Origin of the sequence: Bradyrhizobium semiaridum (assembly GCF_020329505.1) — a bacterium.
GTDB classification, from domain to species: Bacteria; Pseudomonadota; Alphaproteobacteria; order Rhizobiales; family Xanthobacteraceae; genus Bradyrhizobium; species Bradyrhizobium semiaridum.
This window is the reverse complement of sequence record NZ_JAGKJJ010000003.1, coordinates 127,053-152,063: the sequence shown is the minus strand read 5'-3', so window position 1 is coordinate 152,063 and position 25,011 is coordinate 127,053. Positions and strand designations below refer to the sequence as shown.

The window sequence follows — 25,011 nt, the reverse complement described above, 5'->3', positions numbered from 1 at the left end:
GGTGCAATGAGCGATGAGAAGAAAATGACGGCAGGCCGCCGCGACTTCCTTCGCAAGGTCGGCATCGGCACGGCCGGTGCGGGAGCCGCGCTGGCAACCCCCTTGATCGGACCCGCGCAGGCCGACAGCGAGACCGAAGCCGACAAGCGCAAGGCGCGCTACCGGGAAACCGAGGACGTCAAGACGTACTACCGCGTCAATCGCTATCCGCGCTGAGGGAGGCGGCCATGCTGATCAGGAGAACACAGCGTTCCGATTCCGAGCGGCGTGGATCCGTCGCGACCGTTCTGTCCGGGCAGAGCGGCGGCCTCGACCGCCGCACGTTCCTGCGCCGGTCCGGCCTTGCCGGCGGAGCGCTTGCCGCGCTCAGCACGCTGCCGCTCGGCAGCGTCCGCAAGGCGGAAGCCGCTGCCGCGGGGCCGCTCACCGCGGGCGCGACGGTGCGCAAGAACATCTGCACGCACTGCTCGGTTGGATGCACCGTGACCGCGGAAGTGCTGAACGGCGTCTGGATCGGCCAGGAGCCGACCTGGGATTCCCCGATCAACCGCGGATCGCATTGTGCCAAGGGCGCCTCGGTGCGCGAGCTTGTGCACAGCGAGCGGCGGCTGCGTTACCCGATGAAGCTCGTGGGCGGGCAGTGGACCCGGGTCTCCTGGGAGACCGCGATCAACGAGATCGGCGACAAGCTGCTGGAGGTGCGCGAGAAGTCGGGACCCGATTCCGTCTATTGGCTCGGCTCGGCCAAGATGACCAACGAGGGGGCCTACCTGTTCCGCAAGCTCGGTGCGTTCTGGGGCACCAACAACACCGACCATCAAGCGCGCATCTGCCATTCGACGACCGTCACCGGCGTGGCCAACACCTGGGGCTACGGCGCGATGACCAACAGCTTCAACGACATCCGCAATGCCAAGACCCAGATGATCATGGGCGGCAATCCGGCCGAGGCGCATCCGGTCTCGCTGCAGCATCTGCTCGAGGGCAAGGAGCTCCAGAAGGCCAACTTCATCGTCATCGACCCGCGCCTGACGCGAACCGCGGCGCACGCGACCGAGTATGTCCGGATGCGGCCGGGCACCGACATTCCGGTGCTCTACGGCATGATGTGGCACATCCTGCAGAACGGCTGGGAGGACAAGGAATTCATCCGCCAGCGCGTCTATGGCTTCGACGATCTCCGCAAGGAGGTCGAAAAATGGAATCCGGAGGAGGTCGAGCGCGTCACCGGCATTCCGGGCGAGCAGCTCAAGCGTGTCGCGAAGATGTTCGCGACGGAAAAGCCGTCGACGCTGATCTGGGCCATGGGGCAGACCCAGAAGACGGTCGGCACCGCCAACGTGCGGGCGAGTTGCATCCTGCTGCTGATGACGGGAAATGTCGGCGGACCGGGCATGGGCGCCAACATCTTCCGCGGCCATGACAACGTGCAGGGCGCGACCGACGTCGGGCTCGATATCGTCACGCTGCCGTTCTACTACGGGCTCGCCGAGGGCGCGTGGAAACACTGGTCGCGCGTTTGGGACGTCGACTATGAGTTCCTGAAGTCGCGCTTCGACTCCAAGCAGATCATGGAAGCGCCGGGCATCCCGCTGACCCGCTGGTTCGACGCGGTGACGCTGCCGAAAGACCAGGTCGCGCAGAAGGACAATGTGCGAGCGGTGTTCGTGCAGGGACACGCCTCCAACAGCATCACCCGCATTCCGGAATCGCTGAATGGCCTGAAGGCGCTCGAGCTGCTCGTCATCGCCGACCCGCACCCGACCACCTGGGCTTCGCTCGCGGTCGAGGTCGGGCGCAAGGACGGTCTCTACGTCCTCCCGGTGGCCACCCAGTTCGAGTGCAAGGGGTCCCGTGTCGCCTCGAACCGCTCGCTGCAATGGGGCGAGCAGATCGTGAAGCCGATCTTCGAATCCAAGGACGATCTCGAGATCATCTATCTGCTGGCGAAGAAGTTCGGCTTCGCCGACAAGATGTTCAAGAACATCAAGGTCGAGAACAATCTGCCCGAGGCTGAGGACGTGCTGCGCGAAATGAATCGCGGCAGCTGGTCGACCGGTTATTGCGGGCAATCGCCCGAGCGTCTCAAGGCGCATATGAAGAACCAGGCGAAGTTCGACATGCTGACGATGCGGGCGCCGAAGGACGATCCGGAGGTCGGCGGCGACTATTACGGCCTGCCCTGGCCGTGCTGGGGCTCGCCCGAGGTCAGGCATCCGGGCACGCCGCTGCTCTACAACACAAATCTCGGCGTGATGGATGGCGGCGGCACGTTCCGGCCGCGCTTTGGCATCGAACGCGAGGAGAAGGTTGCCGACGGCACGACGCGCAAGGTCAGCCTGCTCGCCGACGCGTCCTATTCCAAGGACTCGGAGATCAAGGACGGCTATCCGGAATTCACGCTGGCGAGCCTGAAGAAGCTCGGCTGGGACAAGGATCTGACCGAAGCCGAGCTGGCCACCATCAACAAGATCAATCCGGCCACGCCCGACGCGGTGTCGTGGTCGCTCGACCTTTCGGGCGGCATCCAGCGCGTCGCGCTGAAGCATGGCTGTGTGCCGTACGGCAACGGCAAGGCGCGCATGAATGCGTTCGGCCTGCCGGATCCGATTCCGGTTCACCGCGAGCCGATCTACACGCCGCGCGTCGATCTGGTCGCGAAGTATCCGACGCTGCCGGACGCCAAGCAGTTCCGCGTGCCCAACATCGGGTTCTCGGTGCAGAAGGCCGCGGTGGAGAAGGGGATCGCCAAGCAATTCCCGCTCATCCTCTCCTCGGGACGCCTGGTCGAATATGAGGGCGGCGGCGAAGAGACGCGAACCAATCCGTGGCTCGCCGAACTGCAGCAGGACATGTTCATCGAGATCAGCCCCGCCGATGCCGCCGACCGCGGCATCAAGGATGGCGGCTGGGTCTGGGTCAGCGGCGCTGAGAACAATGCGCGTGCCAGGATGAAGGCGCTGGTGACCGAACGGGTCGGCAAGGGCGTCGCCTGGATGCCGTTCCATTTCGGCGGCTGGCTCGCGGGCAAGGACCTTCGCGGCAATTACCCGAAGGGGACCGATCCGATCGTGCTCGGCGAGAGCGCCAATACGATCACGACCTATGGCTATGATCCTGCAACCAACATGCAGGAGACCAAGGTCACGCTCTGCCAGATCGTCGCAGCCTAGAGGAGCAACGCACATGGCCCGGATGAAATTCCTCTGCGACGCCGACCGTTGCATCGAGTGCAATGCCTGCGTGACTGCCTGCAAGAACGAGCACGAGGTGCCGTGGGGCATCAACCGGCGCCGCGTCGTCACGATCAACGACGGCAAGCCGGGCGAGCGATCGATCTCGATGGCTTGCATGCACTGCACCGATGCACCCTGCGCGGCGGTCTGCCCGGTGAACTGCTTCTACACGACTGCCGACGGCGTCGTGCTCCATTCCAAGGATCTGTGCATCGGCTGCGGCTATTGCTTCTATGCGTGTCCGTTCGGCGCGCCGCAATATCCGAAGGTCGGCAATTTCGGCTCGCGCGGCAAGATGGACAAGTGCACGTTCTGCGCCGGCGGCCCCGAGGCCGATGGCAGCAAGGCGGAGTACGAGAAGTACGGCGCCAATCGCCTCACCGAGGGGAAACTGCCGCTCTGTGCCGAGATGTGCTCCACCAAATCGCTGCTCGCCGGCGACGGCGAGATCATCGCCCAGATTTACAAGGAACGTGTGATGAAGCGCGGCTACGGCTCGGGCGCCTGGGGCTGGAAAACCGCCTATCGCGAGACGATCGAATCCTGAGGCGGGCTCGCGCAAATACCGGGAGGAGCTCATGGCGTCTCTTGCAAGATATATCCGCCTCGGCCTCGGCACATGGCTGCTTGCGCTGATGATCACCGCGTCGATGCCGTCGGCCGCCCAGCAGGTCAACCCGACCGCCAGCGCGGTGAAGGAGCAGCAGCTTCTGCAGGAGCTCAACCGGATCCAGGGCCGCGTCAGCATCCCGGATCAACGGTCGGGCGTGCTGGAGCAGCCGGCGGGACGCGAATGGCGGGAATTCCGCAACGTCACCCTGCGCTGGGTCGGCGGAATTGCCATCCTCGGCATGCTCGTCGTACTCGTCGTCTTCTATCTCACCCGTGGCATGGTCCAGATTCAGCACGGCAGGTCGGGACGCACCATCGTGCGGTTCGGCGCTTTCGAGCGCTTCGTGCACTGGATGACGGCCACCTGCTTCATCATCCTGGCCGTCTCCGGACTGAACATCACCTTCGGCCGTCCGCTGCTGCTGCCGCTGATCGGCCACGAGGCATTCTCCGCATGGTCGCAATGGGCGAAGTACGCGCATAACTATTTGAGCTTCCCGTTCACCATCGGCGTGGTGCTGATCTTCCTGATGTGGCTCGGCGGCAATATCCCGAACAGGGTCGACGTGGAGTGGATCAGGCGTGGCGGCGGCATCGTCGGGAACGACCATCCGCCGGCCTATCGGTTCAACGCCGGCCAGAAGGCGGTCTACTGGATCGTCGTGATCGGCGGCGCTGCCGTTGCGACCAGCGGATATGCGCTGATGCTCCCGTTCTACCTCTCCGGCATCGAAGGCATGCAGATCGCCGCGGTGGTCCACGCGATCGTGGCGGTGCTGTTCGTCGCGGTGATGCTGGCGCACATCTACATCGGCACTATCGGCATGGAGGGCGCGTTCGAAGCGATGGGCAGTGGCGTCGTGGACGTCAATTGGGCGAAGGAGCACCACAGCCTGTGGCTCGAGGAGGAGGAGGCGCGCGCTGCGGCCAACGACGCGCGCCCGAAGCCGGCCGCGACCGCGGCGGAGTAGCAGCGCCGCCGCGGGCGAGGCTGCTAAAGCGCGATGAGATGGGGTTGAATCGTCATCGCGCTTTAGCACCTTGTTTGAGCATGATCTTTTCGGAAAACCGCTTCACACTTTTCCGGATCATGCTCTAGAGCCGCACGGCCGTCGTTGCAAAAGCCTCTGCGACCGGCTCTTGCACCCGGTCAAGGACTGCGGCGCCGACACCCGCCACGACGACGGCGGCCACGCAGGCGAGCAGGAAGGCTTTCATGGCGATCCTCCCAAGAGTGTAAGTGCCGCAGGAGTTTACACAGATTGGATCGTTGCGGACAGTGCCGTTCCGCCGCGCCCCTCGAACCACGACCGAGCGATCTCGTCGCGAGACAGCGAGGCGGCATGCCGCTCAAAAGGACGGCCGCGCTTCGACGCATGGACGTCGACGTGCGCAGGCCGTGATCGCGCGGCGACGTGCGCAGGGCGGAAGGGTTAGCGCGCGCGGTGTGTCGAATCCTGAGATCCGCATCGATGTCTTGATGACGTGCCGCTGCAGGCTGCTTGGCCCAGGTTGCATCTATATTGCTGTGGACTAAATCATCAGCATCGTGACCGCCCGCGGGCCCCAGCTTGGCGAAGCCGAAGCTCAGTCGAGAGGCGTTGGCTTCGACCGCAAAAAGCTCGCCAGATGATCGAACCATCCCTAAAAAGCCCAACGAAATCAGTATAGATATGTTGCCGTGTTTTCGCAGGACCAGGCCGACGAGAAGACCTTTAAGTGCTTGAAAATAAATGGAAATTTTCCGTCGCTCCCATGATGGATTGGATCGAGAGTTCAAGCTTTTCAATCAGTTGGAAGGCGGCGTGTGCACGATGTGTGCACCGGGAGATCAAAGAAAATCTAGCGGCACCAACGAGAGAAGCGCTGTCACGCTTCACTGTCGCCAGCTCGCGATCTCGTTCGGCAAGCCAGCAATCGGCGAGCTGATTTGCCAAAGGTTCATTCGCAGAATGCCGTTGCATCGCATGGCACGACCGCTAATGGCGCGAGGGGACGTCGCCGAACGTCAAAGATCGCGGGCGAGCGGCTCTGAAGTTCCGGACCACCTTCGCGTTGCCGAATTTCTCCGTTGCAGGATGCCCAGTCCTACTGAACGGCGCGTCGGCGCGTGCCGTGGCTGCGTGTAGAGGTCGCGCGACATCCCGCACCACTAGGGCTCATCGGGCCGGTATCAGCACGGTTCAAAGGCAAGGTCACGCTGAGCGACCTTGATCCCCCAACGGCTACAGGATCTCGGGGGAAGGCGAGGGCGGCGTCGCGGGCCACGCGAAAGGCGGTGCAAAAGTCAACCTAGCAGAAAGGCACTGCGGGACGCTGTCGAGCTATCATGTCGAGGCACAGATCGGCGGCAAACTGGCACAACTTGGCCAACGGCTGATCAACGGCAACCGCCAAGAAATTGGCCGAGGAGTTCTTCGCCAGCTTCGCGAAATCTCTAAGCGCCGCCGATGGGGCTGGACTTGATGCGGCGATCGCCCTTGTACTCGGCCCGGATGCCGGAAAAGCGGAACAGCGGTCGGCTCTCGTTGAGCGCACGATCATAGTAGCGCAGTTCGAGTCTGCTTCTCGTCAGCCCCTTCTCAGCACATTCGACGCCAGACACATCGATTTGCTCCGGGTCTTTGTACTCGGGCGAATCGATCAGACGCCATTGGCGAGAACTCACTGACTGCGGCTTCTTCAACAATATGTCCCGATGCGCATTGACCATCGTTCAAACGAAGGAAAGCTCCTCAGCGGACTCCAGGATGCGCCTCAACTGCAGCAAGGCTCTCTTCAGGTCATCTTCTGTCGCCGGATGACCCAGGCAGATCCGCACGCCGAGGGTTCCGCGGTCGACTTGCTGCAATGCGCCGGGGGGAGCAAGGGTAATGCCCGCCTGAGCAGCTTGTGCGACCAGCGCGATCAGCGTGCGGCCGGCTGGAATGGGCAGCCAGCGATGGAAGCCTGGTGTGCTCGACACGATCGGAAGCCAGTCGGCGAGAACTTCGTTGGCGATTGCATCGCGTCGCGCCGCTTCGGCTCGCTTCAACTGAACCTGACGATGCAAGTCGCCGCTATGGATCAACCGTGCGACGACCTCCGCCATGATCGGCGAGGCCATCCATCCCGTCGCGCGCATGGCGTTGATGCAGCGATCCCTGAATTTTTCGGGAACGATCATCGTAGCGATGCGCAGTCCCGGCGCGAGGCATTTCGCGAAGCTGGTGACGTAGAAGCTGCGCTCCGGCAACAGCAACGAGATCGGTCGTGGAGGCTCGCGGAACAGAAACGCGTAAGCGTCATCCTCGATCAGAATTCCGTCGTGCCGGCGGATGACTTCGGCAATTTCCTGCCGGCGCTCCTGGGGCATAACCGTTCCTGTCGGGGTCTGCAGCGTCGGCGTTGAAAACAGCACGCGCGCCTTCGTTTCCGAGAAGGCGCGATCGAGTTCATCCGGCAGCAAACCATGCATGTCACCGGCGACGCCATGGAGACGATAGCCGCTCATCGCCGACAGAGCGATCATGCCGGAGTAGGTGAAACGCTCCGTCAGCACCGTCTCATTGGGAGAGGCGGCCATCCCGAGCGCGATAGACAATCCATGTTGTCCGCCATGCGTGATGAACAGGTGGTCCACGTCGGTCACGACGTGGAGCTGCTCGAGCCACTTGGCCATAGTTTCCCGATGCTGCGGCAAGCCTTGATGCGGCAGATAGCCCAGCAATGGTGTTAATGCGCAGTCGGAAAGAACTTCTTCGAGAACATTGGCGATGACCTCGCTTTCGCCGGTCGACGGCGGGACGTTGAGCGCGAGATTCGTCGAGGCTGCGGTCTGTCCGCTGGCCGTTGTGATGGGGGGCCGCCTTTGAACAAATGTGCCGCGGCCGACTTCTCCCGAGATCAGACCGCGCGCCTCGGCCTCGGCATAGGCTTTGGAGATCGTGCCGAGGCTCAATCCAAGCTGGGCCGCCATGTCACGCTGAGGCAGCAATCGAGTCCCGGGCTTCAGCGTTCCTGAGGCGATGTCGTTCTCAAGGGCATGCACGAACGCCAGATACCGCGGCATGTTGCCGCCCGCGAGCGCGGGTAGCCATTCGGCGGGCGATCCTTGGGGCACGATTCTATCCTCGGTCTTCATGATCGTGACCGAGTAGTACAATTCGCGAATTGTTTCAATCACGACGTAAGATGTTGCAGTTTGATATTCCAGAAACGGTGAAAAGCCGCGCAAAACCGCCGCTCGACGATGCTATTTATCATATTGTTGCGTTGCAATGGACCAAACGTGTCCGATTGAACTGGAATAAGTTTGACATTGATATGGAGCATGTTTATTCCGGCTGCGAATGAAGACGAGTGGGAGAGAGCGTCCTTGATCTACGAAATTCGCATCTATGAGGCGGCAGAAGGAAGGGCCGAGGCCATGCGGGCGCGCTTCAAGGAGCACGTCGTGCCGCGCTTGCCTCGTCACGGCATCGAACTGCTCGGCGTCTTCGAAGCGCCTGCGGAGGATGGCCGCCTCACATATCTGACGCGCTTCAATTCCGAGCACGATAGGACCAAGGCCTGGGCGGCGTTCGGCGCCGACGAGGAGTGGCGAGCGATCAAAGCGGCGTCCGAGCGCAACGGACCTCTCCTGAAAAATCAGAGCGTATCCGTGCTTTCGCCGGCGGTCGCCGGTCTCCTGCTCGGGTGACGCGATCGTCGCGAGCCGAGCCGGCGAGAGTATCAAGCGTGGAAGTCACTCCATGAAGCCTGCCCCCTTCGAATATGTCAGACCGGATTCGGTCGCTCAGGCCTGTGAGATGCTCGCGGCCGACGAGGACGCGCGCATTATCGCGGGCGGTCAGACCCTCGTTCCCATGCTGGCGATGCGGCTCGCCCGAGCGGCGAAGCTCATCGATATCTATCGCCTGCCCGAGCTCAATGGAATTCGCGTCGAGAGCGACGTCCTCGTGATCGGCGCGACGACGCGTCAGGTCCAGGTCGAACGAAGCGCGCTGGCGGCGCAATCGACACCGTTGCTCGCCAAGGCGCTGCCCTGGGTGGGGCATCCGCCGACGCGCAATCGCGGGACGGTCGGTGGTTCGGTCGCCAATGCCGATCCGTCAGCAGAAATCCCGCTGGTTGCAGTGACGTTGGGTGCTGAGATCGAAATCACTAATCCCGATGGCGTGACCAGTATGCCGGCTGATGACTTCTTCATCGGCCCGATGCTCACGTCGGTGATGCCCGGAGACTGCGTGACCGCGGTGCGCTTCCCAATCTGGCGACATGCGCGGGTCGGCACCGCATTCCATGAAGTCAGTGCGCGCAAGTCGGATTTCGCTTTCGTCGCGGCCGCCGCGCAGGTTGCGCTCGACGACGACGGAAAGTGCATCGCGGCGGCGCTCGGCATCGGCGGTGTCGGTGATCGCGCCGTGCGTCTCGATCTCGCGAAGCTGCTGGGTGAAACGGCTGGCACTGCCAAGTTGAAGGACGTCGTCGCCGAAGCGGCCACTGTTCTTGAGCCGTCGTCGGATCTCCATGTCTCGGCCACTTATCGCACGCGCGTCGCTGTTACCCTTGGCGTCCGCGCTCTGGAGGATGCAATGACCGATGCACGCTCCAGTGCAACCCAGTCGAACCGCGGAATCACGCAATGAAGGTGACTCTCAAGGTCAATGGTCGCGTGTGCTCTGCCGACGTCGAGCCGCGCAAGACACTGCTGGATGCGATCAGGGAAGATCTGGCGCTGGTCGGAAGCCACGCAGGTTGCGAACACGGCGTCTGCGGCGCGTGCACGGTGCTGCTCGAGGGCGAGCCCGTGCGTTCATGCCTGATGTTCGCCGTTCAGGCGGATGGCTACGAGATCACCACGATCGAAGGCCTGGCGCCCGCTCCCGGAGAACTCAGCGTGGTCCAGGATGCGTTTTGCGAGACCCATGGTCTGCAATGCGGCTACTGCACATCCGGAATGATCTTGACGGGACATGCGCTGCTGCAGCGGACGCCTGAACCCACCCGCGAAGAAATCGTCGAGGCGATTTCCGGCAACATCTGTCGCTGCACCGGATATGGGCAGATCGTCGAAGCGATCGAGTTCGCCGGTGAGCGCCTGCGCAAGGCCAATGCCCCGCGAGGTTCGAAAGGGGTGGACGCCAATCAGCCGCATGTCGATCTTTCGGCCGAAACCGACGCGCCGCAAGAAGGTGTTCTGAAGGCTGCCCAGGCCGATACCCCGCATGGAGGTCGTCCGTGAGCCAACAGCCAGTCGCCCTAAGATTCGTGTCATCGAATCGGCGCGTCCGCGAGGACAGGAGGTTCGTCGCGGGGCACGGTCGCTACGTCGCGGACGTCGTGCTCGATGGGATGTTGCACGTGGCTCTCGTGCCCTCACAACATCCTGCCGCGAAGATCCTGGCGATCGATACCAGCGCGGCGCTGAAGATGCCGGGCGTTGTCCACGCCTTGACGGGCGACGATCTGGTCAGGGCTGTTGATCCGCTGATGAATGGCCTCGACACGCCGAAGGTCCGTCGCTTTCCGCTTGCGGTCGGGCAGGTTCGCTATGCCGGCGAGTGGGTCGTGGCCGTGGTGGCCGAAACCCGCGCGCAGGCGGAGGACGCTGCGGAGAAGGTGCGGGTCACATACGAGCCGCTGCCTTACGTCATCGATGGCGAGGAAGCCGCGACCGACGCCAGCCCGAAGGTGCATCCCGAACACGGCACCAACGTGCTTCTGGACAAAACTTTCGTGTGGGGCGACGTCGAGAAACATTTTGCCGAGAGTCCGCGCCACCTATCGTTCCGGGTTGTCTGGGGACGTAATTCGACCGTGCCAATCGAGACCTTCGGCGTGGTGGCACGATGGGACGCATGGCGGGAGATGCTTGAGGTCTGGGCGTCGATCCAGATGCCGAAATATCCGGACCAGATCGCCCGCGCGCTGCGTATTGCGGCCAACAACGTCCGCGTCCATCAGGATGTCGATGTCGGCGGCAGCTATGGCGTCAAGCGTGGCATCAAGCAGACCGTGCTGGTTTCGCACCTCTCGCGCATCCTCAATCGGCCTGTGCGGCTGATCGAGGATCGTCTCGAAAACATGCGCGCCGGCGACGCGCACGGCCCGGAGCGGACGTTCGATGTCGAGGTCGCATTCAATGACGACGGCATCGTCAAATCGATGAAGATGAAGGCGCTCGACAATGTCGGCGCTTATGCGGGACGTTCGCCATTCCAGCTCGGCAAGCCCGTCGGTGCGATTGTCGGTCCCTACAAGATCGAGAGCGTGCAGTATCGTGCGATAGCGGTGCTATCGAACAAGGCGGCTCAGGAGGCGGTCCGCGGCTTCGGTCAGTCTCCAACCAACTACGCGATTGAGGCGGCGATCGACAAAGTGGCCGCTGCGGTCGGGCTCGACCGCATTGAGATTCGCCGTCGCAATTTCATTCGCAGTCACGAGTTTCCATATCTGATCCCGAGCGGCACGCATTACGACAGTGGAGACTATCACACAGTCGTCAGCAAGGTGCTTGCGAGCGCGGACTACGAAGCGCTGGTCAAGGAGCGCGATGCGCTCCGCGCATCCGGCATGATGGCCGGCATCGGTATTGCCGCCTGCCTGGAGCCCAGCGGCGGCAACTCGTCCTTCGAGCCGTTGCTCAACGAGAAGAACACCACGTCGACATGGATGGACTCGTGCCGCATCAACATCGATGGCCTGGGCTTCGTCACGGTCACGATCCATACGACATCGGCCGGCCAGGGGCACGAGACGTTAGCGGCTACCGTCGTCGGTGAGGTCCTCGAGATCGATCCCGACCTGATCCGAATCGTCCGGCCGGATTCGCTCGCCAGTCTGCCGTCGAACAGCCCGGTGGGAAGCCGCATGGCGATCATGCTCGGCGGCGCCTGCTACCACGCCGCCGAAAAGCTGAAGACGAAGTTGAAGCGGATCGGTGCGCATCAGTTCGGATTGAGCGCCGATAACGTCGTCTATGCGCAAGGTGGCGTATCGGATCCGAGGTCCAACAAGACGCTGTCCTGGGCGGAGCTTGTGAACATCGGTCATCGTCAGTTCCATGCGCTGCCGGCAGGCATGGAGCCGGGACTCGAGACGACCCATGTCATGCAGGTGCCGACCGGGACCAAGCTGCCGGAGAATGGCCGGGTGCAGATGTATCCGTGTCACTCGTTCGAGTTTCATCTCGTTCTGCTGACATTCGATCCGGAGATCGCTAAACCCGAGATTCGCAAATACGTGATCGGACATGATTGCGGCGTCGTGATCAATCCGCACATCGTCAAGGGCATGACGCTCGGCGGCATCGCGCACGGGATCGGCGCAGCACTGCTGGAGGAGTTTTCCTACGACAGCGAGGGGCAACTGCTCACTCAAAGCTTCATGGACTATCTCCTTCCGTCGTCGCACGAAGTGCCAAATGTCGAGATCGTACATCACTGCACGCCGTCGCCATTCACGGTATTTGGACAAAAGGGATCGGGCGAAAGCGGCTATCTCGGTTCGCCGGCCGCGATTTCCGGTGCCATCAACGACGCGGTCTCGCCGCTCGGAATATCGTTTTCACGACTTCCGATCCGCATCGCGGCAATCAGCGATGCCATCGCGGCCGCCAAAAACAAGCAAGCAGAGGATTATGCATGATCATCGATTGTCACGCCCATCTTGTACCTCCGAGCCTGCTCGAAGCCATCCGGGCGCAGAAGGGCAGCTTTCCGTCGATTCGCGTGATCGAGGATAGCGGCAGCCTTGGATTTTCGTTTGCGGGCGGCAAGCCGACGCGTCCGGTATCGAAGCCGCTGAGCGATATTGCCGGGCGCCTGCAGTGGCTCGATACGAACAAAATCGAGCGTCAGGTCGTCGGTGGATGGCTCGACATGTTCGCCTACGAGATTCCCGCTGAAGAGGGGCTGCGGTGGTCGCAACTGATCAACACGCACCTGGCACAGGCGGCCAAGGAGCAACCGCGCTTCATACCCTTGGCGACTGTGCCGCTGCAGGATGGTGCGCGCGCGGCCGAAACTCTGCGCGAGGCGCACGCGGCGGGCTTCAAGGGCGCGATGATCGGTACGCAGCCGAAAGGGAAGGGCGGTGTTCTCGACGATCCCGCGCTGATCCCGTTCTGGGAGGCCGCGAACGAACTGGGATCGATGATCTTCATCCACCCGGTGTTCGAGAGCGGCGACGATCGCGTCCATGACTATGGAATGGCGAATGCGGTTGGCCGTATCACCGATACATTGATCGCGATTTCGCGCCTGATCTATGCGGGCCACGTTACTCGCTACGGCAAGGCCAAGATCGTCGCCGGGATCGGCGGCGCGGCGCTACCCTATGTGATCGGCCGTTTGCGCAGGAATTACTCGCTCGACAAGGACAAGCTTGGCGATCCGGATGCGGCGCTGGCCGCCATGTACTACGACACCATCGTGCAGGATTCGCGGGCGCTGCGTTATCTCGCCGACATCGTCGGGGCCGATCGCATCATGATGGGGTCCGACATGCCGTTCCCGATTGGCGATCTCGCTCCGCTCAAGATTGTCCAGGACACACACTTTTCGGACGCCGAGCGCTCCTCGATCGATGGCGGTCTCGTCCAGAAACTGCTCGGTCTGTGAGGAAGGCAGCATGAAGCTCGAAATCGGAGGCTCGGAAACCATCCCCGCATCGGTCGATGCGCTATGGGTTGCGCTCAACGATCCGGCCGTCCTGACCCGGTGCATACCGGGTTGCCGGAGCATGACCGAGATGGCGCCGGACGCCTACAAGGTTGAGATGCAGCTTCGCGTCGCCGCCGTCGGCGGCTCGTTCGAAGGAGAAATCAGCCTGCATGACAAGGAGGCGCCGAAGGTCTGCGGCATCAAGGTATCAGGCGCAGGTTCGCTCGGGCACGGCAACGGCACCGCGCGATTCGAGATCGAGCCCGACGGAGAGGATTCGAAGCTGATTTACAAGGGCACGGGCGAAATTGGCGGGCTCGTCGCCGGCGTCGGTCAGCGGATTCTCTCTAGCGTCTCCAAGCATCTCATCGGCCGCTTCTTCACCGCGCTCCGCAAGGAGTTCGAGCAGCCCGTTCACGGAGCGGCGGAATAAGAAATGGTTGGCGCAAGTCAGCAAATTATGCGGGTCGAAGTGGAGCCAGGCATTCGTTTGGCGGTGGAGGCCGCCGGCGACGCTGACAAGCCGGCGCTACTGCTGAGCAGTTCGCTCGCCGCCGACATGACGATGTGGGACGAGATCGTCGCACGCGCGGCCGACCAGTTTCGCATCGTGCGCTACGATGCGCGCGGCCACGGTCGTTCGGATGTGCCGGCTGGGCCCTATACGATAGAGCAACTCGGGCGGGATGCGCTCGCTATCATGGATGCCCTGGACATTGGGCGTGCGGCCTTTTGCGGTCTGTCGCTTGGTGGATTGACCGGCATGTGGCTCGGCGCAACCCACAGCGAGCGTTTCGGCGCGCTTGTGCTTGCCAACACTGCGGCAAGCTTTCCGCCGGCCAGGATGTGGTTTGACCGCGCGGAGCAGGTGCGAGCCAGCGGGATGCAGTCTCTCGCGGACGCGACCATCGAACGATGGCTCACCAAAGCGTATCGGGAGAGTCATCCGGAGAGGTCGGCAGCGCTCCGCGCGACGCTCGAAGGGACTCCGGCGGAGGGGTATGCGGCGTGCTGTAAGGTGCTCGCGACGACAGACATGCAGCCTCATCTCGGCCGGATCAATTGCCCGGTGCTTGTCATCTGCGGCGCCCATGATCCATCGACGCCGCCGGCGCGGGGTGAGGAGATCATGGCGGGGATCAAAGGTGCAACCATGGTGACGCTCGACGCCGCGCATATTTCCGCGGTCGAGGCGGCTGACGCTTTCGCAGCGGAAGTCAAGAAGTTCGTGTCTCGAATAACGGGACCGGTAGAGTAACAGGGAGGACAGGATGAAGAAGGTTGCATTCGCACTAGCATTCTTGTCAGCGCTAACAGCGGCCGCGCCATCGCCTGCGGCGGATCTGCCGAAGATCTCGATCGTCGTGTTCGGCGCGCCGTCTCTCGGAGCGTTCTTTCCTCCGGTGATCAAGGCGCAGAAGCTCGATGAGAAGAATGGAATATCGATCGATTTCCAGGAGCGCACGCCGGACGCATATACCGCGCAATTCAATTCCGGGGAATTTCAGGTTGGCGGGAGCGCGGCCCTTCTGACCGTCGGACTCGCCGACGTGCGCGGCGTCAAGGCGACGTATCTTTTCAATTTGTTCGACTATTGGGGTGCGGTGGTAACATCACGCGCCGAGATCAAGACCATCAAGGATCTGGAAGGCAAGGAGCTTGCAGCGGCGAAGGGTACGACCAACTACGTCATGTTCGATTGGTTCGCGCGTCAACTCGGCGCGGACACGAGCAAGTTCTCGGTGATCAATACCGCCACGCCCGGATTGGTCGGCTATGCACTCGCCGACCGCGCCACAGCCGTTCAGTTGTGGGAGCCGGCCTATACGACGCTGCACTCCAAGAAGCCAAGCATTCGGATGCTCGATCTCAAGATCAAGGAGAGCTGGCAGAAGATGTCCGGCAGCGCCAACATTCCCTATCTCGGCGTTGCTGCGCATCGCGATTGGGCCGAAAAGCACAAGGAGCTGATCCCGAAGCTCTATGCGACGTACAAGCAGGCGGCTGATTGGGTTGTCGCACATCCGGACGAGGCAGCAACGCTGATTGCCGGGAAGGGGTCGGCGGAGTCCGGCAAGGCGATCGCCGATCTGATCCGGGCAAACGACCGCCTGGGCATGAACGTGACGCCGGCGTCTGCGGTCGCGAAGGAAATCAAAGCGGTCTACGAGGCAGGCAAGTCGATTTCGTTCCTCCCGTCGCACCCGTCGGATTCGACGATCTACGAGGGACCAATGCAATGACGGCGGCTCAATATCAGCTTTCCGACGCCACCAGGTTCAGCGTGAGCGCGCTTCGTCGCGTGGGCACCTACGTTTTGCCGTTCGTGGCGGTTGCGGCGGTTTGGCAATTCGCCTCGTTGTTTTTTCCACCGTTCCTGTTTCCCTCGCTGGTCGACGTTTTCTGGCGCTTCATCGGCATCGTCACCGACTGGGCTCAGTTCTCGGACGTCATCGCCACCGTGCTGCGAATTCTGGCCGGGCTGGCAGGCGCGTTCGTCATCGGCGCGCTGCTGGCGGTCGTGATGGCGCAATCGCGCGCGGCGCATGATTTCCTGTCGCCTGTCCTGACGCTGTTTCAGGGCATTCCGGCGCTGTCCTGGGTCGTGTTTGCGATCATTTGGTTTCATGGGATCGAGCCGCGCATCTTCTTCATCATGGTGATGACGACGCTGCCAGCCTTCTCGTTCCAGATTCTCGGAGCGCTGCAGGCGATGTCGCGGGATCTGGTCGAGATGGTCATGAGTTTCCGACCGTCGCGCATCAAACTGTTTCGATCGATGATCATTCCGGCCGTGCTGCCGGACATTCTGACGGCCTGGAAGGTCAATCTCGGCAATGCGTCACGTGTGGTCGTGGTTGCTGAACTGGTCGGCGCGACCGGCGGCGTTGGCTATGAGCTCCTGCAGCAGCAGCAGGTGTTCGACATGGCAGGAGCTTTGGCATGGACGCTGCAACTGGTCTTCTTCGTTCTGATCGTTCAGGCCATCCTGACGCTGATCGAAAGGATCGCATTCCGCTATCGGGCAGTGTCGGAGCGCTCGCTATGACCTCGAACGATTCAACCGAAATGGCCATCCGTCTCGATGGCGTTTCGAAGAGTTTCGGCAAGCCGGGGTTGGCCGGCGCCTATCTGGCGGTCGACAATCTCGATCTGCAGGTCGCGCAGGGGCAGATGTTGGCCCTGCTCGGCAAGACCGGCTGCGGAAAAAGCACGATCTTCAACATGATCGCAGGCCTGACCGAGCCCACCGAGGGCCGGGTCACGGTAGACGGCCGCAATCCGTTTCGCGATTTCGACGCGTTTCGCGGCCGCATGGCGATCGTCTTTCAGAACGACAGGCTGTTGCCTTGGCGGACTGCGATCCAGAATGTCGAACTCGGCCTTGAGATCCTCGAAAAGACCTCAGAAGAACGCCGCGCCATCGCGCAGCGCTGGCTGGAGACGCTCGGACTGCGCGGCCACGAGAACGACTATCCACACGCGCTTTCCGGCGGCATGCGTCAGCGAGTTTCGATCGCGCGCGCATTCGCCACCAACGCGAATATCCTGCTTTGCGACGAACCGTTCTCAGCGCTCGACGAGATGACGGGACGTCGACTGCGCACCGAGTTCGTCAAGCTGGTGAAAGAGAACGGAAAGACCGCCGTCTTCATCACCCATTCGATCAACGAGGCGCTCGAGATCGGAGATCGCATCGTGGTTCTCAAGCGGCCTGCCAACATTGCGATCGACATCCCTCTCACCCCCGCGGCGTCCCAGGAGAGCAAAGAAGCCATCCGAAGCCAGATCCAGCACGTTCTGGCGGCGTAAGCCAAGGCTCGACACGCGCCGCCAGGTGGGTGGCTGTCTGAGATCACGCAAAGCCGCCCAGCTGTGCGGCGGCGGGGGCGCCAGCAAGCAGTCGATTTGGGCCGGGTTTGACGGAAGTCGGCTCTCTTATGTCCTATCGAAGAAAAGATCGGCGGGGAGGAATATGTCGCGTCGTCGGTTCGCTCTGTTTGCAGCTATCTGTCTTGGCATCAGCACCGTGGCTCAGGCGGCTGAAGCCGCTGAGTGGCCGAACCGGCCGCTCACCATGATCAATCCGTTCGCGCCGGGAGGCCCCAATGACGTGGTTGCCCGTTTGATGGCGCAGCGCATGGGAGAAATCCTGGGCCAGCCCGTCATTGTCGAAAACGTGGGTGGTGCCGGCGGCATGAATGGGGCCGGCCGTGTCGCCAAGGCCGATCCCGACGGCTACACCTTCCTGCAAGGCACGGTCGGTACCCAGGCTCAGAACCAGACGCTCTACAAGAAACCGGCATACAACGCGCTCACGGACTTCGAGCCGGTTGCGCTGGTGATGGAAGCGCCGTTGGTCCTGGTCGCGCGCAAGGATCTTCCGGTCAAGGACATGAAGGAATTCGTTGCGTACGCCAAGGCCAACAAGGACAAGATGCAGTATGGCTCCGCCGGCACAGGCTCGGCGATTCATCTGGGCTGTGCGCTGAGCAACATGATCACCGGCCTCGACGTCGTTCACGTGCCCTACAAGGGCGCGAATCCCGCCATGCAGGACCTGATAAGCGGTCGCGTCGATTATCTGTGCGACATCATCACCACGGCCAAGGCGCAGATCGATGCAGGTACGGTGAGACCGATCGCCATTCTGTCCAAGCAGCGGTCTCCGGCCCTGCCGAACATACCCACCGCGATCGAGCAGGGCTTCGATGTCGACGCCTACACATGGAATGCGTTCTTCCTGCCGAAAGGCACAGCGGACGCCATCGTACATAAGCTCAATCAGGCAACCGTCGAAGCCATGAAGACGCCGGCCGTGCGGGAGAAGCTGGAAGCTGCCGGACTGGTCATGGCCAGGGATGAAGAGGTTACCCCGGAGTACCTCGCAAAGTTCGTACAGAGCGAAACCAAGAAATGGGAAGCGCCGATCAAGGCGACCGGCATCAGCATCGAGTGACATGAACTTGTCACCCGCTATCCTGCTCGTCCGATTTCGGTCAGAGGCGTGATACAATGTATAAATGTATCACCACGAAAACCTGCCCAGAATTGCAGGGGAATAAGGGCGCCTTGAGCGGAACTTAACCAAATGCCGGTAGGATCCTTTCGGTATGTCGCTCCATCCATTCCGGCGACAGACTCTCCCAAGAGGACCTTACCAGATGCTCGCCCGTTACTCGATCCGCACCAAGATCACTGTCGTCGTTCTGTTTCTGCTGGCAGCGATGTCGGCGATAGGCGGGTTGGCGCTAAAGCAGATGAGCGACATCAATGACTCGACCGTTGAAATCGCGAATAGTTGGCTGCCGAGCATTCGCGCACTCGGCGAGATCCGCGCAGCCACCATCACCTATCGCGCAATCGTCCGTACGCATCTCCTGTCGACCAACGAATCCGGCAAGCAGGCGCAGGAGGTACTGCTGGCAAAGTGGATCGCCATCCTCGGAGAAGCTCAGAAACGCTACGAACGGATGATCACCTCGCCCGAGGAACGCGCCATCTACAATGAATCGAAAGCTGCGTGGGAAGAGTATCTCGAAGGCGTCAAGCAAGTGCTGGTGCTTTCTCGCAAGAATGAGGATGCGGAGGCACGATCGCTGCATGCCAAGGCATCGCTGGTCGGGGTGAAATCCGACGAGATCCTTCAGAAGGACATTGATTTGAACAACAAGGGTGCCGACGCCGCCGCCGCAAATGCGGCGGTGAGCTACGCGACCGCGATGAAGATCGTGCTGGCCTCCCTTGTGCTGACGATGATCCTCGGCGTGTGTGCCGCAATCGTCCTTGTGCGCGACGTCTCGACCGGGATCAAGTCGATCGAAGCTCCGATGCAGGCGTTGGGCAATGGAGATCTGACCGCCGCGATCCCCCATCAGGAAGAGAACACCGAAATCGGCAACATGGCGAGAAACCTGCAGGTCTTCAAGGAAGCGTTGGTTGCCAAGAAGGCGGCGGACGAAGCCGCGGCTGTCGACGCCAAAGACAAGATTGTGCGCGGAGAGCGCATCAATGCAATCACCCGCGATTTCGAAGCTCTGATCGGCCAGATCGTGGAGGCCGTGTCCAGCGCATCCGTCGAGCTCGAAGCATCCGCCGGCACGCTGACCGGATCAGCCGAGCGTTCGCAGGAACTCACGTCACTGGTCGCCGCGGCTTCGAACGAAGCCGCTACCAATGTTCAGTCAGTGGCATCGGCGGCTGAGGAGATGTCGTCTTCCGTGGACGAAATCAGCCGCCAGGTGCACGAGTCCGCCAGCATCGCTGGCCAGGCGGTGGAGCAGGCGAGTAGAACGAATGACCGCATCGAAGGATTGGCCCAGGCCGCGACGCGTATCGGAGACGTCGTTCATCTCATCAATACCATTGCCGGACAGACCAACCTGCTAGCTCTGAACGCGACCATCGAGGCAGCGCGAGCGGGCGAAGCGGGCCGCGGTTTCGCGGTCGTGGCCTCCGAAGTGAAGACACTGGCAGAGCAGACGGCGAAAGCGACGGGCGAGATCAGCCTGCAGATCTCGGGGATCCAGGCGGCCACCCAGGAGTCGGTCGGCGCGATCCGCGAGATCAGCGGCACCATCGGACGGATGTCGGAGATCTCCTCAACCATCGCGTCGGCCGTGGAGGAGCAGGGCGCTGCGACCCAGGAGATCTCGCGCAACGTGCAGCAGGCGGCTCAGGGAACGATGCAAGTGTCGGTGAATATTTCCGACGTGCAGCGCGGAACCATCCAGACGCAATCTGCATCCGCGCAGGTTCTGTCCGCTGCCCAGTCGCTATCGGCCGAAAGCAGCCGCCTGAAGCTCGAGGTAAGCAAATTCCTGAACTCCGTCCGAGCGGCATAGCCGCTCGCAGAATGAAATAGCCAACGCATTCGCCGCTTGAAAAGTCTTCGCTTCTGCCGGACCCCTTTTGCTCCTTCGCAACGATGCCTCCCTCAAGTCGAACGAGCGGTCGGCTTTCGCGCTGTGGAGGCATGACATTTGGTGCAAGAGTGAGGCGAGTAATACCAACGGCCTTAAGGGCTGACCGTTGCCCAATGGCGTGTGGTGATGGCAGCGATCCGCGGTGGATCTGTTGCAAAGAAGTTCCGAGCGTCGCAGGCTTTGTTGACGATGTCGTCACAGTCATCGAACACGGTGATGGCGAGTTTGTTGGCACGCAGGTAGGCCCAGACGTTTTCGATCGGGTTGAGCTCGGGCGCATAGGGCGGCAAGCGTAGCAGGGTGATGTTGTCTGGAACGGAGAGGGCAGCGGCACCGTGATAGCCGGCGCCGTCGAAGACGAGGATGGCATGTGCGCCGGAGGCGACCTTGCGGCTGATCGCGTCCAGATGCAGCGACATGGTCTCGGCATTGGCGGTCGGCATGACTAGGCCGGCAGCGACGCGGCGCTGAGGACAGGCGGCGCCGAAGAGATAGGCCCAGTCGTAGCGCCGATCGCGGGGCGCGCGCGCCGCTGTCCCCCATCTTCGGAAGCAGGGCGGCGGACGTATCATCCAAATCTCGACGATGGGTGGTCAGGCGACTTTCCCCGGCGCGTCGCTCTACCACACGTCGAAGTGGGGCATCGAAGGCTTCATGGAGTCGCTGCGCTACGAGCTGGCGCCGTTCAACATCGGCGTCACCATCGTCCAGCCGGGCAGCTGGAGGTCTATGCCGCGGGACCGGTGGCTCAGGTGCGAGCCTTTTTCGGCGGTGGCACCTATGAGTCCCCCGGAAACGCGGACAAGACGGTGAACGCGATCATCGCGACCGTCGATCAAAATCCTGCGCCGCTGCGCCACGCCACGGGCAGCGACGCTTATGCCGCGCTTCACAAGGCAATGATCGCTCGCCTCGCCGAACTGGAGGCTCAAAAACACGTCGCCGTCTCCACAGACCGCAGCTGAGCACCGCGAGCGTGCGGCGCCCCACACGGGCGCCGCAGGTCTGTCTGAGAGTCAGCGAATAGCAAGTTAGACGAACCGACCGACAACCCAATCGATGAACAGGCGGACGCGCGGGGAGAGCTGCCGACTGCGGGGGTAGAGGACAGAGACCTGCCCGCTGGAGAGGGGGTAGTCGTGCAGCACGCGCTCAAGCCGCCCCGTTGTAAGGTATGGCTCAACGTGGAAGAGGGGCATCTGGGCCAAGCCGAGCCCTAGCAGGACGCCGTCGAGGAAGCTCTCCGTGCCGGTGACGGTCAGGGGGGCGGGAAGTTCGATTGCGGTCGTACCGTCCCGGCGCTCGAACTCGAACGGGGCAAGCATGCCGGTGGTGATGGATCGCAGGCCGACCATCTGGTGGCCCGCCAGTTCATCGAGTGAGCCAGGCCGCCCGAAACGGTCCAGATAGGCCGGCGAAGCGCAAGTGATGCGCGGCAGTTGCGCGATCGTTCGTGTGACCAGGTCGCTGTCGGGCAACGCGCCGTATCGCAGGACGCAATCGACGCCCTCGCGCACGACATCTACCCAGCGGTCGCTTTCACTCATCGCAATCTCGATGCCGGGATAGCGGGCCATGAAGTCCGGGATGCCGGGCATGACGAAGTGGCGGGCAAGAGTGCCCTGCACCTCGACACGAAGCATGCCCTTGGGAACCGCGCCGCTGAACGCGCCCTCGGCGTCCTCGATGTCGTCGAGGATGGCGAGGCAACGCCGGTAATAGGCTTCGCCGTCCAGCGTCGGTCGCACGGTCCTGGTCGTGCGCTGCAGGAGCCGAACACCCAGCCGCTCCTCGAGCTGACGGATCACCTGGGTGGCGGTCGACCGCGGAACGCTGAGGTCGTGCGCCGCATCCGTGAAGCTGCGGCGTTCAACCACCCGTGTGAACAAGCGCATTGCGTCCAAGCGATCCATTGTTTGTCCGGTTGGAACAGTGTTGCTGTTTTGAGGCAGATTATCTCGTTCTCCCCAAGTGGCAAATAGCACTCATCGCTCATCGACGAGCGCCCAAACGGAGAACCGAAATGAACAAGGACAACGCCAAAGTCGCGATCGTCACCGGCGCTTCGCGCGGGATAGGTGCAGCGATCGCGACGCGCCTCGCCGAGGACGGCTTCACCGTCGTGATCAACTATTCCGGCAGCGCCGGCGAGGCCGACGCCCTGGTCGAGGCTATCGAGGCTGAGGGCGGACATGCAATTTCGGCGCAAGCCGATGTCAGCGATCCGACTGCGGTGGCCCGCATGTTCGACGCCGCCCAAGCGGTTTTCGGCGGCATCGACGTGCTGGTGAACAACGCCGGCATCATGAAGCTGGCGACGGTCGCCGACAGTGACGACGCGCTCTTCGATCGGCAGGTCGCGATCAATCTGAAGGGGACCTTCAACACCCTGCGCGAGGCCGCAAAGCGCCTTCGTGAGGGCGGCCGGATCGTCAACCTGTCGTCCAGCGTCGTGGGCCTCTACCAGCCGACCTATGCGGCCTATGCCGCGACGAAGGCGGGCGTCGAGGCCATGACGCATGTGCTCTCGAAGGAGTTGCGCGGCCGCAACATCACGGTCAACGCCATCGCCCCGGGGCCGACGGCCACGGCGCTGTTCCTCGATGGCAAGCCGCAGGCCGTCATCGATCAGCTCACCAAACTCGCACCGCTGGAGCGGCTGGGGCAGCCGGAAGACATCGCTTCGGCGGTCGCGTTCCTCGCCGGCCCGGACGGCGGCTGGATCAATGGCCAGGTGCTGCGCGCGAACGGCGGAATCATCTGATCCCGCGCTCAACTCAACCCCGACAGGAAAAGGAATTCGTCATGACCAAGAAGATCGTTCTCATCACCGGCGCGTCCAGCGGCTTTGGGCGGCTGACCGCCGACTCGCTCGCCAGGGCCGGGCATACCGTCTACGCCTCGATGCGCGATGTCGCCGGCAAGAACGCCAAGAATGCCGCCGACATGGCCGCCATGCCGGACAAGGACATTCGCCCGATCGAGCTCGACGTGCAGTCGGAGGACTCGGCCAACGCCGCCGTCACGAAGATCATCGCCGAAAGCGGCCGGATCGACGTGCTCGTCCACAATGCCGGCCACATGATGTACGGGCCCGCCGAGAGCTTCACGCCCGATCAGTTCGCCCAGCAATACGACGTCAATGTGCTCGGCACCCAGCGCGTCAACCGCGCGGTCCTGCCGCACATGCGCAAGGCCAAGAGCGGCCTCCTGGTTTGGGTGCCGAGCTCGAGCGTCGCCGGCGGCGCGCCGCCTTACCTCTCGCCCTATTTCGCGGCGAAGGCGGCCATGGACACGCTCGCCGTCCAGTATGCCCGCGAGCTGGCCCGCTTCGGCATCGAGACTTCGATCATCGTGCCGGGCGCCTTCACCAAAGGCACCAACCATTTCGCCAACGCCGGCAGCCCCGCCGACAAGGACCGTCTCGCCGAGTACGAGAATGACGGCCCCTACAAGGGGTTCGGCGAGCGGGTGCAGACGGCCTTCGCCAACATCGTGCCCGACGACGCCGACGTGCAAGGCGTGGCCGATGCGATCGTCGAGATCGTCGATACGCCGTTCGGCAAGCGCCCGTTCCGGGTCACCTATGACCCGACCCAGGATGGGGCCGATGTGAGCTTCGCGGTCATCGACCGTATCCGCGCCGAGATGTTGCATCGGGTCGGTCTGTCCGATCTGCTGCACCCCGCAGCCTGAGACGGGAGACAAGACGATGTTTGTAGTGACTGGAATTACGGGCCAAGTCGGCGGTACGGTGGCAGAGCAATTGCTCGCCACCGGCCAGCCGGTTCGAGCGGTCGTTCGTGACGCTCAGCGCGGAGCAGCCTGGGCGGAACGCGGGTGCAATATCGCGATCGTGCCCGACGCGTCGGACGCCGGCGCGCTCGGAGCCGCCCTGGAGGGCGCCAAGGGCGTGTTCCTGATGAATCCGCCGAACTACGATCCCGAGCTGGGCTTTCCGGAAACAAGCCGGGTCGCTGCGGCCTTTGCGGAGGCGATGGAGAGAAGCCGGCCGGGTCGAGCGGACTTTCTGTCGACCGTCGGCGCGCAGGTCGAGCGTTTCAACCTGCTCAACAATGGCGGGATCGTCGAACAGGCCTTGCGCGGCGTCCCGGTTCCGGTGGCCTTCCTGCGACCGGCCTGGTTTCTCGAAAATGCGGCTTGGGACGTGCCGGACGCTCGTAAGGGGCGCATCCATAGCTTCCTTCAGCCCTTGGATCACGGCATCGACATGGTTGCGGTGCGCGACATCGGCGCCGCGGCGGCGGACCTGCTGGGCCAGACATGGCAGGGCGCTCGGACTGTCGAGCTGCGCGGTCCCGGCAAGGTCAGCGCGCAGGATATTGCGGACGCCTTCAGCCGAGCCCTCGGCACGGACGTCGCCGTCGATACCGTCGCGCGCGACACCTGGGAAGCGCGATTCCGGAGCGAAGGGATGAAGCATCCCGAAGGCCGGATGGCGATGCTCGACCGGTTCAACAACGACTGGATCGTGTTCGAGGGCGGCTCCGCAGAGCTGCGCACCGGGACGACCTCACTCGACGATGTGGTCCGCACGCTCGTCGAGCGCCGCTGACGGAAAGGACAAAT

General features: G+C 62.6%; 25 protein-coding genes and 2 pseudogenes. 22 read left to right on the top strand and 5 right to left on the bottom strand.

The features are described 5' to 3' along the window. Positions 1-6: 6 nt before the first annotated feature. Genes J6500_RS05405 through J6500_RS05390 form a run of 4 tightly spaced genes read left to right on the top strand, consistent with a single transcriptional unit; the run spans position 7 to position 4,819 of the window. A complete protein-coding gene (locus tag J6500_RS05405; protein WP_225711635.1) occupies positions 7-216 on the top strand; it encodes a twin-arginine translocation signal domain-containing protein in 210 nt (69 codons plus the stop codon). 11 nt (positions 217-227) lie between these two features. Next, entirely contained in the window at positions 228-3,173 is a 2,946-nt protein-coding gene (locus tag J6500_RS05400) for a formate dehydrogenase subunit alpha (RefSeq protein WP_225711634.1), read from the top strand. 13 nt (positions 3,174-3,186) lie between these two features. Further along, entirely contained in the window at positions 3,187-3,783 is a 597-nt protein-coding gene (gene fdh3B, locus J6500_RS05395) for a formate dehydrogenase FDH3 subunit beta (RefSeq protein WP_225711633.1), read from the top strand. A gap of 31 nt (positions 3,784-3,814) precedes the next feature. After that, positions 3,815-4,819, top strand: coding sequence for a formate dehydrogenase subunit gamma (locus J6500_RS05390; RefSeq protein ID WP_225711632.1), 1,005 nt, complete (start codon positions 3,815-3,817; stop codon positions 4,817-4,819). A gap of 124 nt (positions 4,820-4,943) precedes the next feature. Here the strand turns inward: J6500_RS05390 and J6500_RS31950 are convergent, their stop codons facing one another. Beyond that, positions 4,944-5,066 (bottom strand): hypothetical protein, encoded by a 123-nt coding sequence (locus J6500_RS31950; RefSeq protein ID WP_283842885.1) that lies wholly within the window; start codon positions 5,064-5,066, stop codon positions 4,944-4,946. 943 nt (positions 5,067-6,009) lie between these two features. Between J6500_RS31950 and J6500_RS05385 the strand changes: the two are divergent. Further along, a pseudogene (locus J6500_RS05385) lies at positions 6,010-6,288 on the top strand (SRPBCC family protein); the annotation flags it as partial. On the opposite strand, the gene J6500_RS05380 reads toward J6500_RS05385, so the two are convergent. Further along, positions 6,286-6,534: a hypothetical protein gene (locus J6500_RS05380; protein WP_225711797.1), complete on the bottom strand. Its 249-nt coding sequence runs from the start codon at positions 6,532-6,534 to the stop codon at positions 6,286-6,288. The pseudogene J6500_RS05385 and the gene J6500_RS05380 sit on opposite strands and share 3 nt — an antisense overlap. A gap of 30 nt (positions 6,535-6,564) precedes the next feature. After that, positions 6,565-8,064 carry an aminotransferase-like domain-containing protein gene (locus J6500_RS05375; RefSeq protein WP_225711631.1) on the bottom strand — a complete coding sequence of 500 codons (1,500 nt, stop codon included), beginning with the start codon at positions 8,062-8,064 and terminating at the stop codon, positions 6,565-6,567. Positions 8,065-8,160: 96 nt separating this feature from the next. Here J6500_RS05375 and J6500_RS05370 point away from each other — a divergent pair, with 96 nt between their 5' ends. The 12 genes and pseudogenes from J6500_RS05370 (at position 8,161) to J6500_RS05315 (ending at position 20,340) form a co-directional block, all read left to right on the top strand. After that, positions 8,161-8,529, top strand: coding sequence for an NIPSNAP family protein (locus tag J6500_RS05370; protein ID WP_225711630.1), 369 nt, complete (start codon positions 8,161-8,163; stop codon positions 8,527-8,529). A 52-nt stretch (positions 8,530-8,581) separates the two neighbouring features. Next, a complete protein-coding gene (locus J6500_RS05365; RefSeq protein ID WP_225711629.1) occupies positions 8,582-9,478 on the top strand; it encodes an FAD binding domain-containing protein in 897 nt (298 codons plus the stop codon). After that, a pseudogene (locus tag J6500_RS05360) lies at positions 9,475-9,933 on the top strand ((2Fe-2S)-binding protein); the annotation flags it as partial. The gene J6500_RS05365 and the pseudogene J6500_RS05360, both read left to right, overlap by 4 nt. Positions 9,934-10,070: 137 nt before the next feature. Next, the gene (locus J6500_RS05355) at positions 10,071-12,479 is read left to right on the top strand and encodes a xanthine dehydrogenase family protein molybdopterin-binding subunit (protein WP_312018196.1); all 2,409 of its coding nucleotides are present in this window, start codon (positions 10,071-10,073) and stop codon (positions 12,477-12,479) included. Further along, the gene (locus tag J6500_RS05350) at positions 12,476-13,453 is read left to right on the top strand and encodes an amidohydrolase family protein (RefSeq protein ID WP_225711627.1); all 978 of its coding nucleotides are present in this window, start codon (positions 12,476-12,478) and stop codon (positions 13,451-13,453) included. Before J6500_RS05355 ends, J6500_RS05350 begins: the two co-directional genes overlap by 4 nt. Positions 13,454-13,463: 10 nt before the next feature. Next, positions 13,464-13,928 (top strand): SRPBCC family protein, encoded by a 465-nt coding sequence (locus J6500_RS05345; protein WP_225711626.1) that lies wholly within the window; start codon positions 13,464-13,466, stop codon positions 13,926-13,928. A gap of 3 nt (positions 13,929-13,931) precedes the next feature. Further along, positions 13,932-14,753, top strand: a complete 822-nt coding sequence (gene pcaD / locus J6500_RS05340; protein WP_225711625.1) for a 3-oxoadipate enol-lactonase — start codon at positions 13,932-13,934, stop codon at positions 14,751-14,753. Between the two features lie 13 nt (positions 14,754-14,766). Continuing rightward, positions 14,767-15,738, top strand: coding sequence for an ABC transporter substrate-binding protein (locus J6500_RS05335; RefSeq protein WP_225711624.1), 972 nt, complete (start codon positions 14,767-14,769; stop codon positions 15,736-15,738). Next, positions 15,735-16,544 carry an ABC transporter permease gene (locus J6500_RS05330; RefSeq protein WP_225711623.1) on the top strand — a complete coding sequence of 270 codons (810 nt, stop codon included), beginning with the start codon at positions 15,735-15,737 and terminating at the stop codon, positions 16,542-16,544. Before J6500_RS05335 ends, J6500_RS05330 begins: the two co-directional genes overlap by 4 nt. Next, the gene (locus J6500_RS05325; protein WP_225711622.1) at positions 16,541-17,308 is read left to right on the top strand and encodes an ABC transporter ATP-binding protein; all 768 of its coding nucleotides are present in this window, start codon (positions 16,541-16,543) and stop codon (positions 17,306-17,308) included. The genes J6500_RS05330 and J6500_RS05325 overlap by 4 nt, the downstream gene beginning before the upstream one ends. A 163-nt stretch (positions 17,309-17,471) precedes the next feature. Further along, positions 17,472-18,455 carry a Bug family tripartite tricarboxylate transporter substrate binding protein gene (locus J6500_RS05320; protein WP_225711621.1) on the top strand — a complete coding sequence of 328 codons (984 nt, stop codon included), beginning with the start codon at positions 17,472-17,474 and terminating at the stop codon, positions 18,453-18,455. 205 nt (positions 18,456-18,660) lie between these two features. Next, a complete protein-coding gene (locus J6500_RS05315; RefSeq protein ID WP_225711620.1) occupies positions 18,661-20,340 on the top strand; it encodes a methyl-accepting chemotaxis protein in 1,680 nt (559 codons plus the stop codon). A 173-nt stretch (positions 20,341-20,513) separates the two neighbouring features. On the opposite strand, the gene J6500_RS05310 is transcribed toward J6500_RS05315, so the two are convergent. Beyond that, positions 20,514-20,993, bottom strand: a complete 480-nt coding sequence (locus tag J6500_RS05310; protein WP_225711619.1) for a transposase — start codon at positions 20,991-20,993, stop codon at positions 20,514-20,516. Between J6500_RS05310 and J6500_RS32155 the strand changes: the two genes are divergently transcribed. Continuing rightward, the gene (locus J6500_RS32155) at positions 20,989-21,234 is read left to right on the top strand and encodes an SDR family NAD(P)-dependent oxidoreductase (protein WP_225711786.1); all 246 of its coding nucleotides are present in this window, start codon (positions 20,989-20,991) and stop codon (positions 21,232-21,234) included. The two genes, J6500_RS05310 and J6500_RS32155, sit on opposite strands and share 5 nt — an antisense overlap. Continuing rightward, positions 21,231-21,386 (top strand): hypothetical protein, encoded by a 156-nt coding sequence (locus J6500_RS05300; RefSeq protein WP_225711618.1) that lies wholly within the window; start codon positions 21,231-21,233, stop codon positions 21,384-21,386. The genes J6500_RS32155 and J6500_RS05300 overlap by 4 nt, the downstream gene beginning before the upstream one ends. Before the next feature lie 66 nt (positions 21,387-21,452). Here J6500_RS05300 and J6500_RS05295 read toward each other — a convergent pair whose 3' ends face one another. Then, positions 21,453-22,334 (bottom strand): LysR family transcriptional regulator, encoded by an 882-nt coding sequence (locus tag J6500_RS05295; RefSeq protein ID WP_225711617.1) that lies wholly within the window; start codon positions 22,332-22,334, stop codon positions 21,453-21,455. A gap of 110 nt (positions 22,335-22,444) precedes the next feature. Here J6500_RS05295 and J6500_RS05290 point away from each other — a divergent pair, with 110 nt between their 5' ends. Genes J6500_RS05290 through J6500_RS05280 form a run of 3 tightly spaced genes read left to right on the top strand, consistent with a single transcriptional unit; the run spans position 22,445 to position 24,997 of the window. Next, positions 22,445-23,185 (top strand): SDR family oxidoreductase, encoded by a 741-nt coding sequence (locus J6500_RS05290; protein ID WP_225711616.1) that lies wholly within the window; start codon positions 22,445-22,447, stop codon positions 23,183-23,185. 41 nt (positions 23,186-23,226) lie between these two features. After that, positions 23,227-24,117, top strand: a complete 891-nt coding sequence (locus J6500_RS05285; protein ID WP_225711615.1) for an SDR family oxidoreductase — start codon at positions 23,227-23,229, stop codon at positions 24,115-24,117. A gap of 16 nt (positions 24,118-24,133) precedes the next feature. After that, complete coding sequence (locus J6500_RS05280) at positions 24,134-24,997, top strand: NmrA family NAD(P)-binding protein (protein ID WP_225711614.1); 864 nt, start codon at positions 24,134-24,136, stop codon at positions 24,995-24,997. Positions 24,998-25,011: the final 14 nt, after the last annotated feature.

Excerpts from the sequence above, each read along its gene's own strand:
- J6500_RS05370 (WP_225711630.1), top strand. The coding sequence starts at position 8,161 with ATGTTTATTCCGGCTGCGAATGAAGACGAGTGGGAGAGAGCGTCCTTG.
- J6500_RS05320 (WP_225711621.1), top strand. The coding sequence starts at position 17,472 with ATGTCGCGTCGTCGGTTCGCTCTGTTTGCAGCTATCTGTCTTGGCATC.
- fdh3B (WP_225711633.1), top strand. The coding sequence starts at position 3,187 with ATGGCCCGGATGAAATTCCTCTGCGACGCCGACCGTTGCATCGAGTGC.
- J6500_RS05335 (WP_225711624.1), top strand. The coding sequence starts at position 14,767 with ATGAAGAAGGTTGCATTCGCACTAGCATTCTTGTCAGCGCTAACAGCG.
- J6500_RS05285 (WP_225711615.1), top strand. The coding sequence starts at position 23,227 with ATGACCAAGAAGATCGTTCTCATCACCGGCGCGTCCAGCGGCTTTGGG.
- pcaD (WP_225711625.1), top strand. The coding sequence starts at position 13,932 with ATGGTTGGCGCAAGTCAGCAAATTATGCGGGTCGAAGTGGAGCCAGGC.
- J6500_RS05350 (WP_225711627.1), top strand. The coding sequence starts at position 12,476 with ATGATCATCGATTGTCACGCCCATCTTGTACCTCCGAGCCTGCTCGAA.
- J6500_RS05345 (WP_225711626.1), top strand. The coding sequence starts at position 13,464 with ATGAAGCTCGAAATCGGAGGCTCGGAAACCATCCCCGCATCGGTCGAT.
- J6500_RS05315 (WP_225711620.1), top strand. The coding sequence starts at position 18,661 with ATGCTCGCCCGTTACTCGATCCGCACCAAGATCACTGTCGTCGTTCTG.
- J6500_RS05330 (WP_225711623.1), top strand. The coding sequence starts at position 15,735 with ATGACGGCGGCTCAATATCAGCTTTCCGACGCCACCAGGTTCAGCGTG.
- J6500_RS05290 (WP_225711616.1), top strand. The coding sequence starts at position 22,445 with ATGAACAAGGACAACGCCAAAGTCGCGATCGTCACCGGCGCTTCGCGC.
- J6500_RS05295 (WP_225711617.1), bottom strand. The coding sequence starts at position 22,334 with ATGGATCGCTTGGACGCAATGCGCTTGTTCACACGGGTGGTTGAACGC.
- J6500_RS05390 (WP_225711632.1), top strand. The coding sequence starts at position 3,815 with ATGGCGTCTCTTGCAAGATATATCCGCCTCGGCCTCGGCACATGGCTG.
- J6500_RS31950 (WP_283842885.1), bottom strand. The coding sequence starts at position 5,066 with ATGAAAGCCTTCCTGCTCGCCTGCGTGGCCGCCGTCGTCGTGGCGGGT.
- J6500_RS05400 (WP_225711634.1), top strand. The coding sequence starts at position 228 with ATGCTGATCAGGAGAACACAGCGTTCCGATTCCGAGCGGCGTGGATCC.
- J6500_RS05365 (WP_225711629.1), top strand. The coding sequence starts at position 8,582 with ATGAAGCCTGCCCCCTTCGAATATGTCAGACCGGATTCGGTCGCTCAG.
- J6500_RS05280 (WP_225711614.1), top strand. The coding sequence starts at position 24,134 with ATGTTTGTAGTGACTGGAATTACGGGCCAAGTCGGCGGTACGGTGGCA.
- J6500_RS05405 (WP_225711635.1), top strand. The coding sequence starts at position 7 with ATGAGCGATGAGAAGAAAATGACGGCAGGCCGCCGCGACTTCCTTCGC.
- J6500_RS05310 (WP_225711619.1), bottom strand. The coding sequence starts at position 20,993 with ATGATACGTCCGCCGCCCTGCTTCCGAAGATGGGGGACAGCGGCGCGC.
- J6500_RS05325 (WP_225711622.1), top strand. The coding sequence starts at position 16,541 with ATGACCTCGAACGATTCAACCGAAATGGCCATCCGTCTCGATGGCGTT.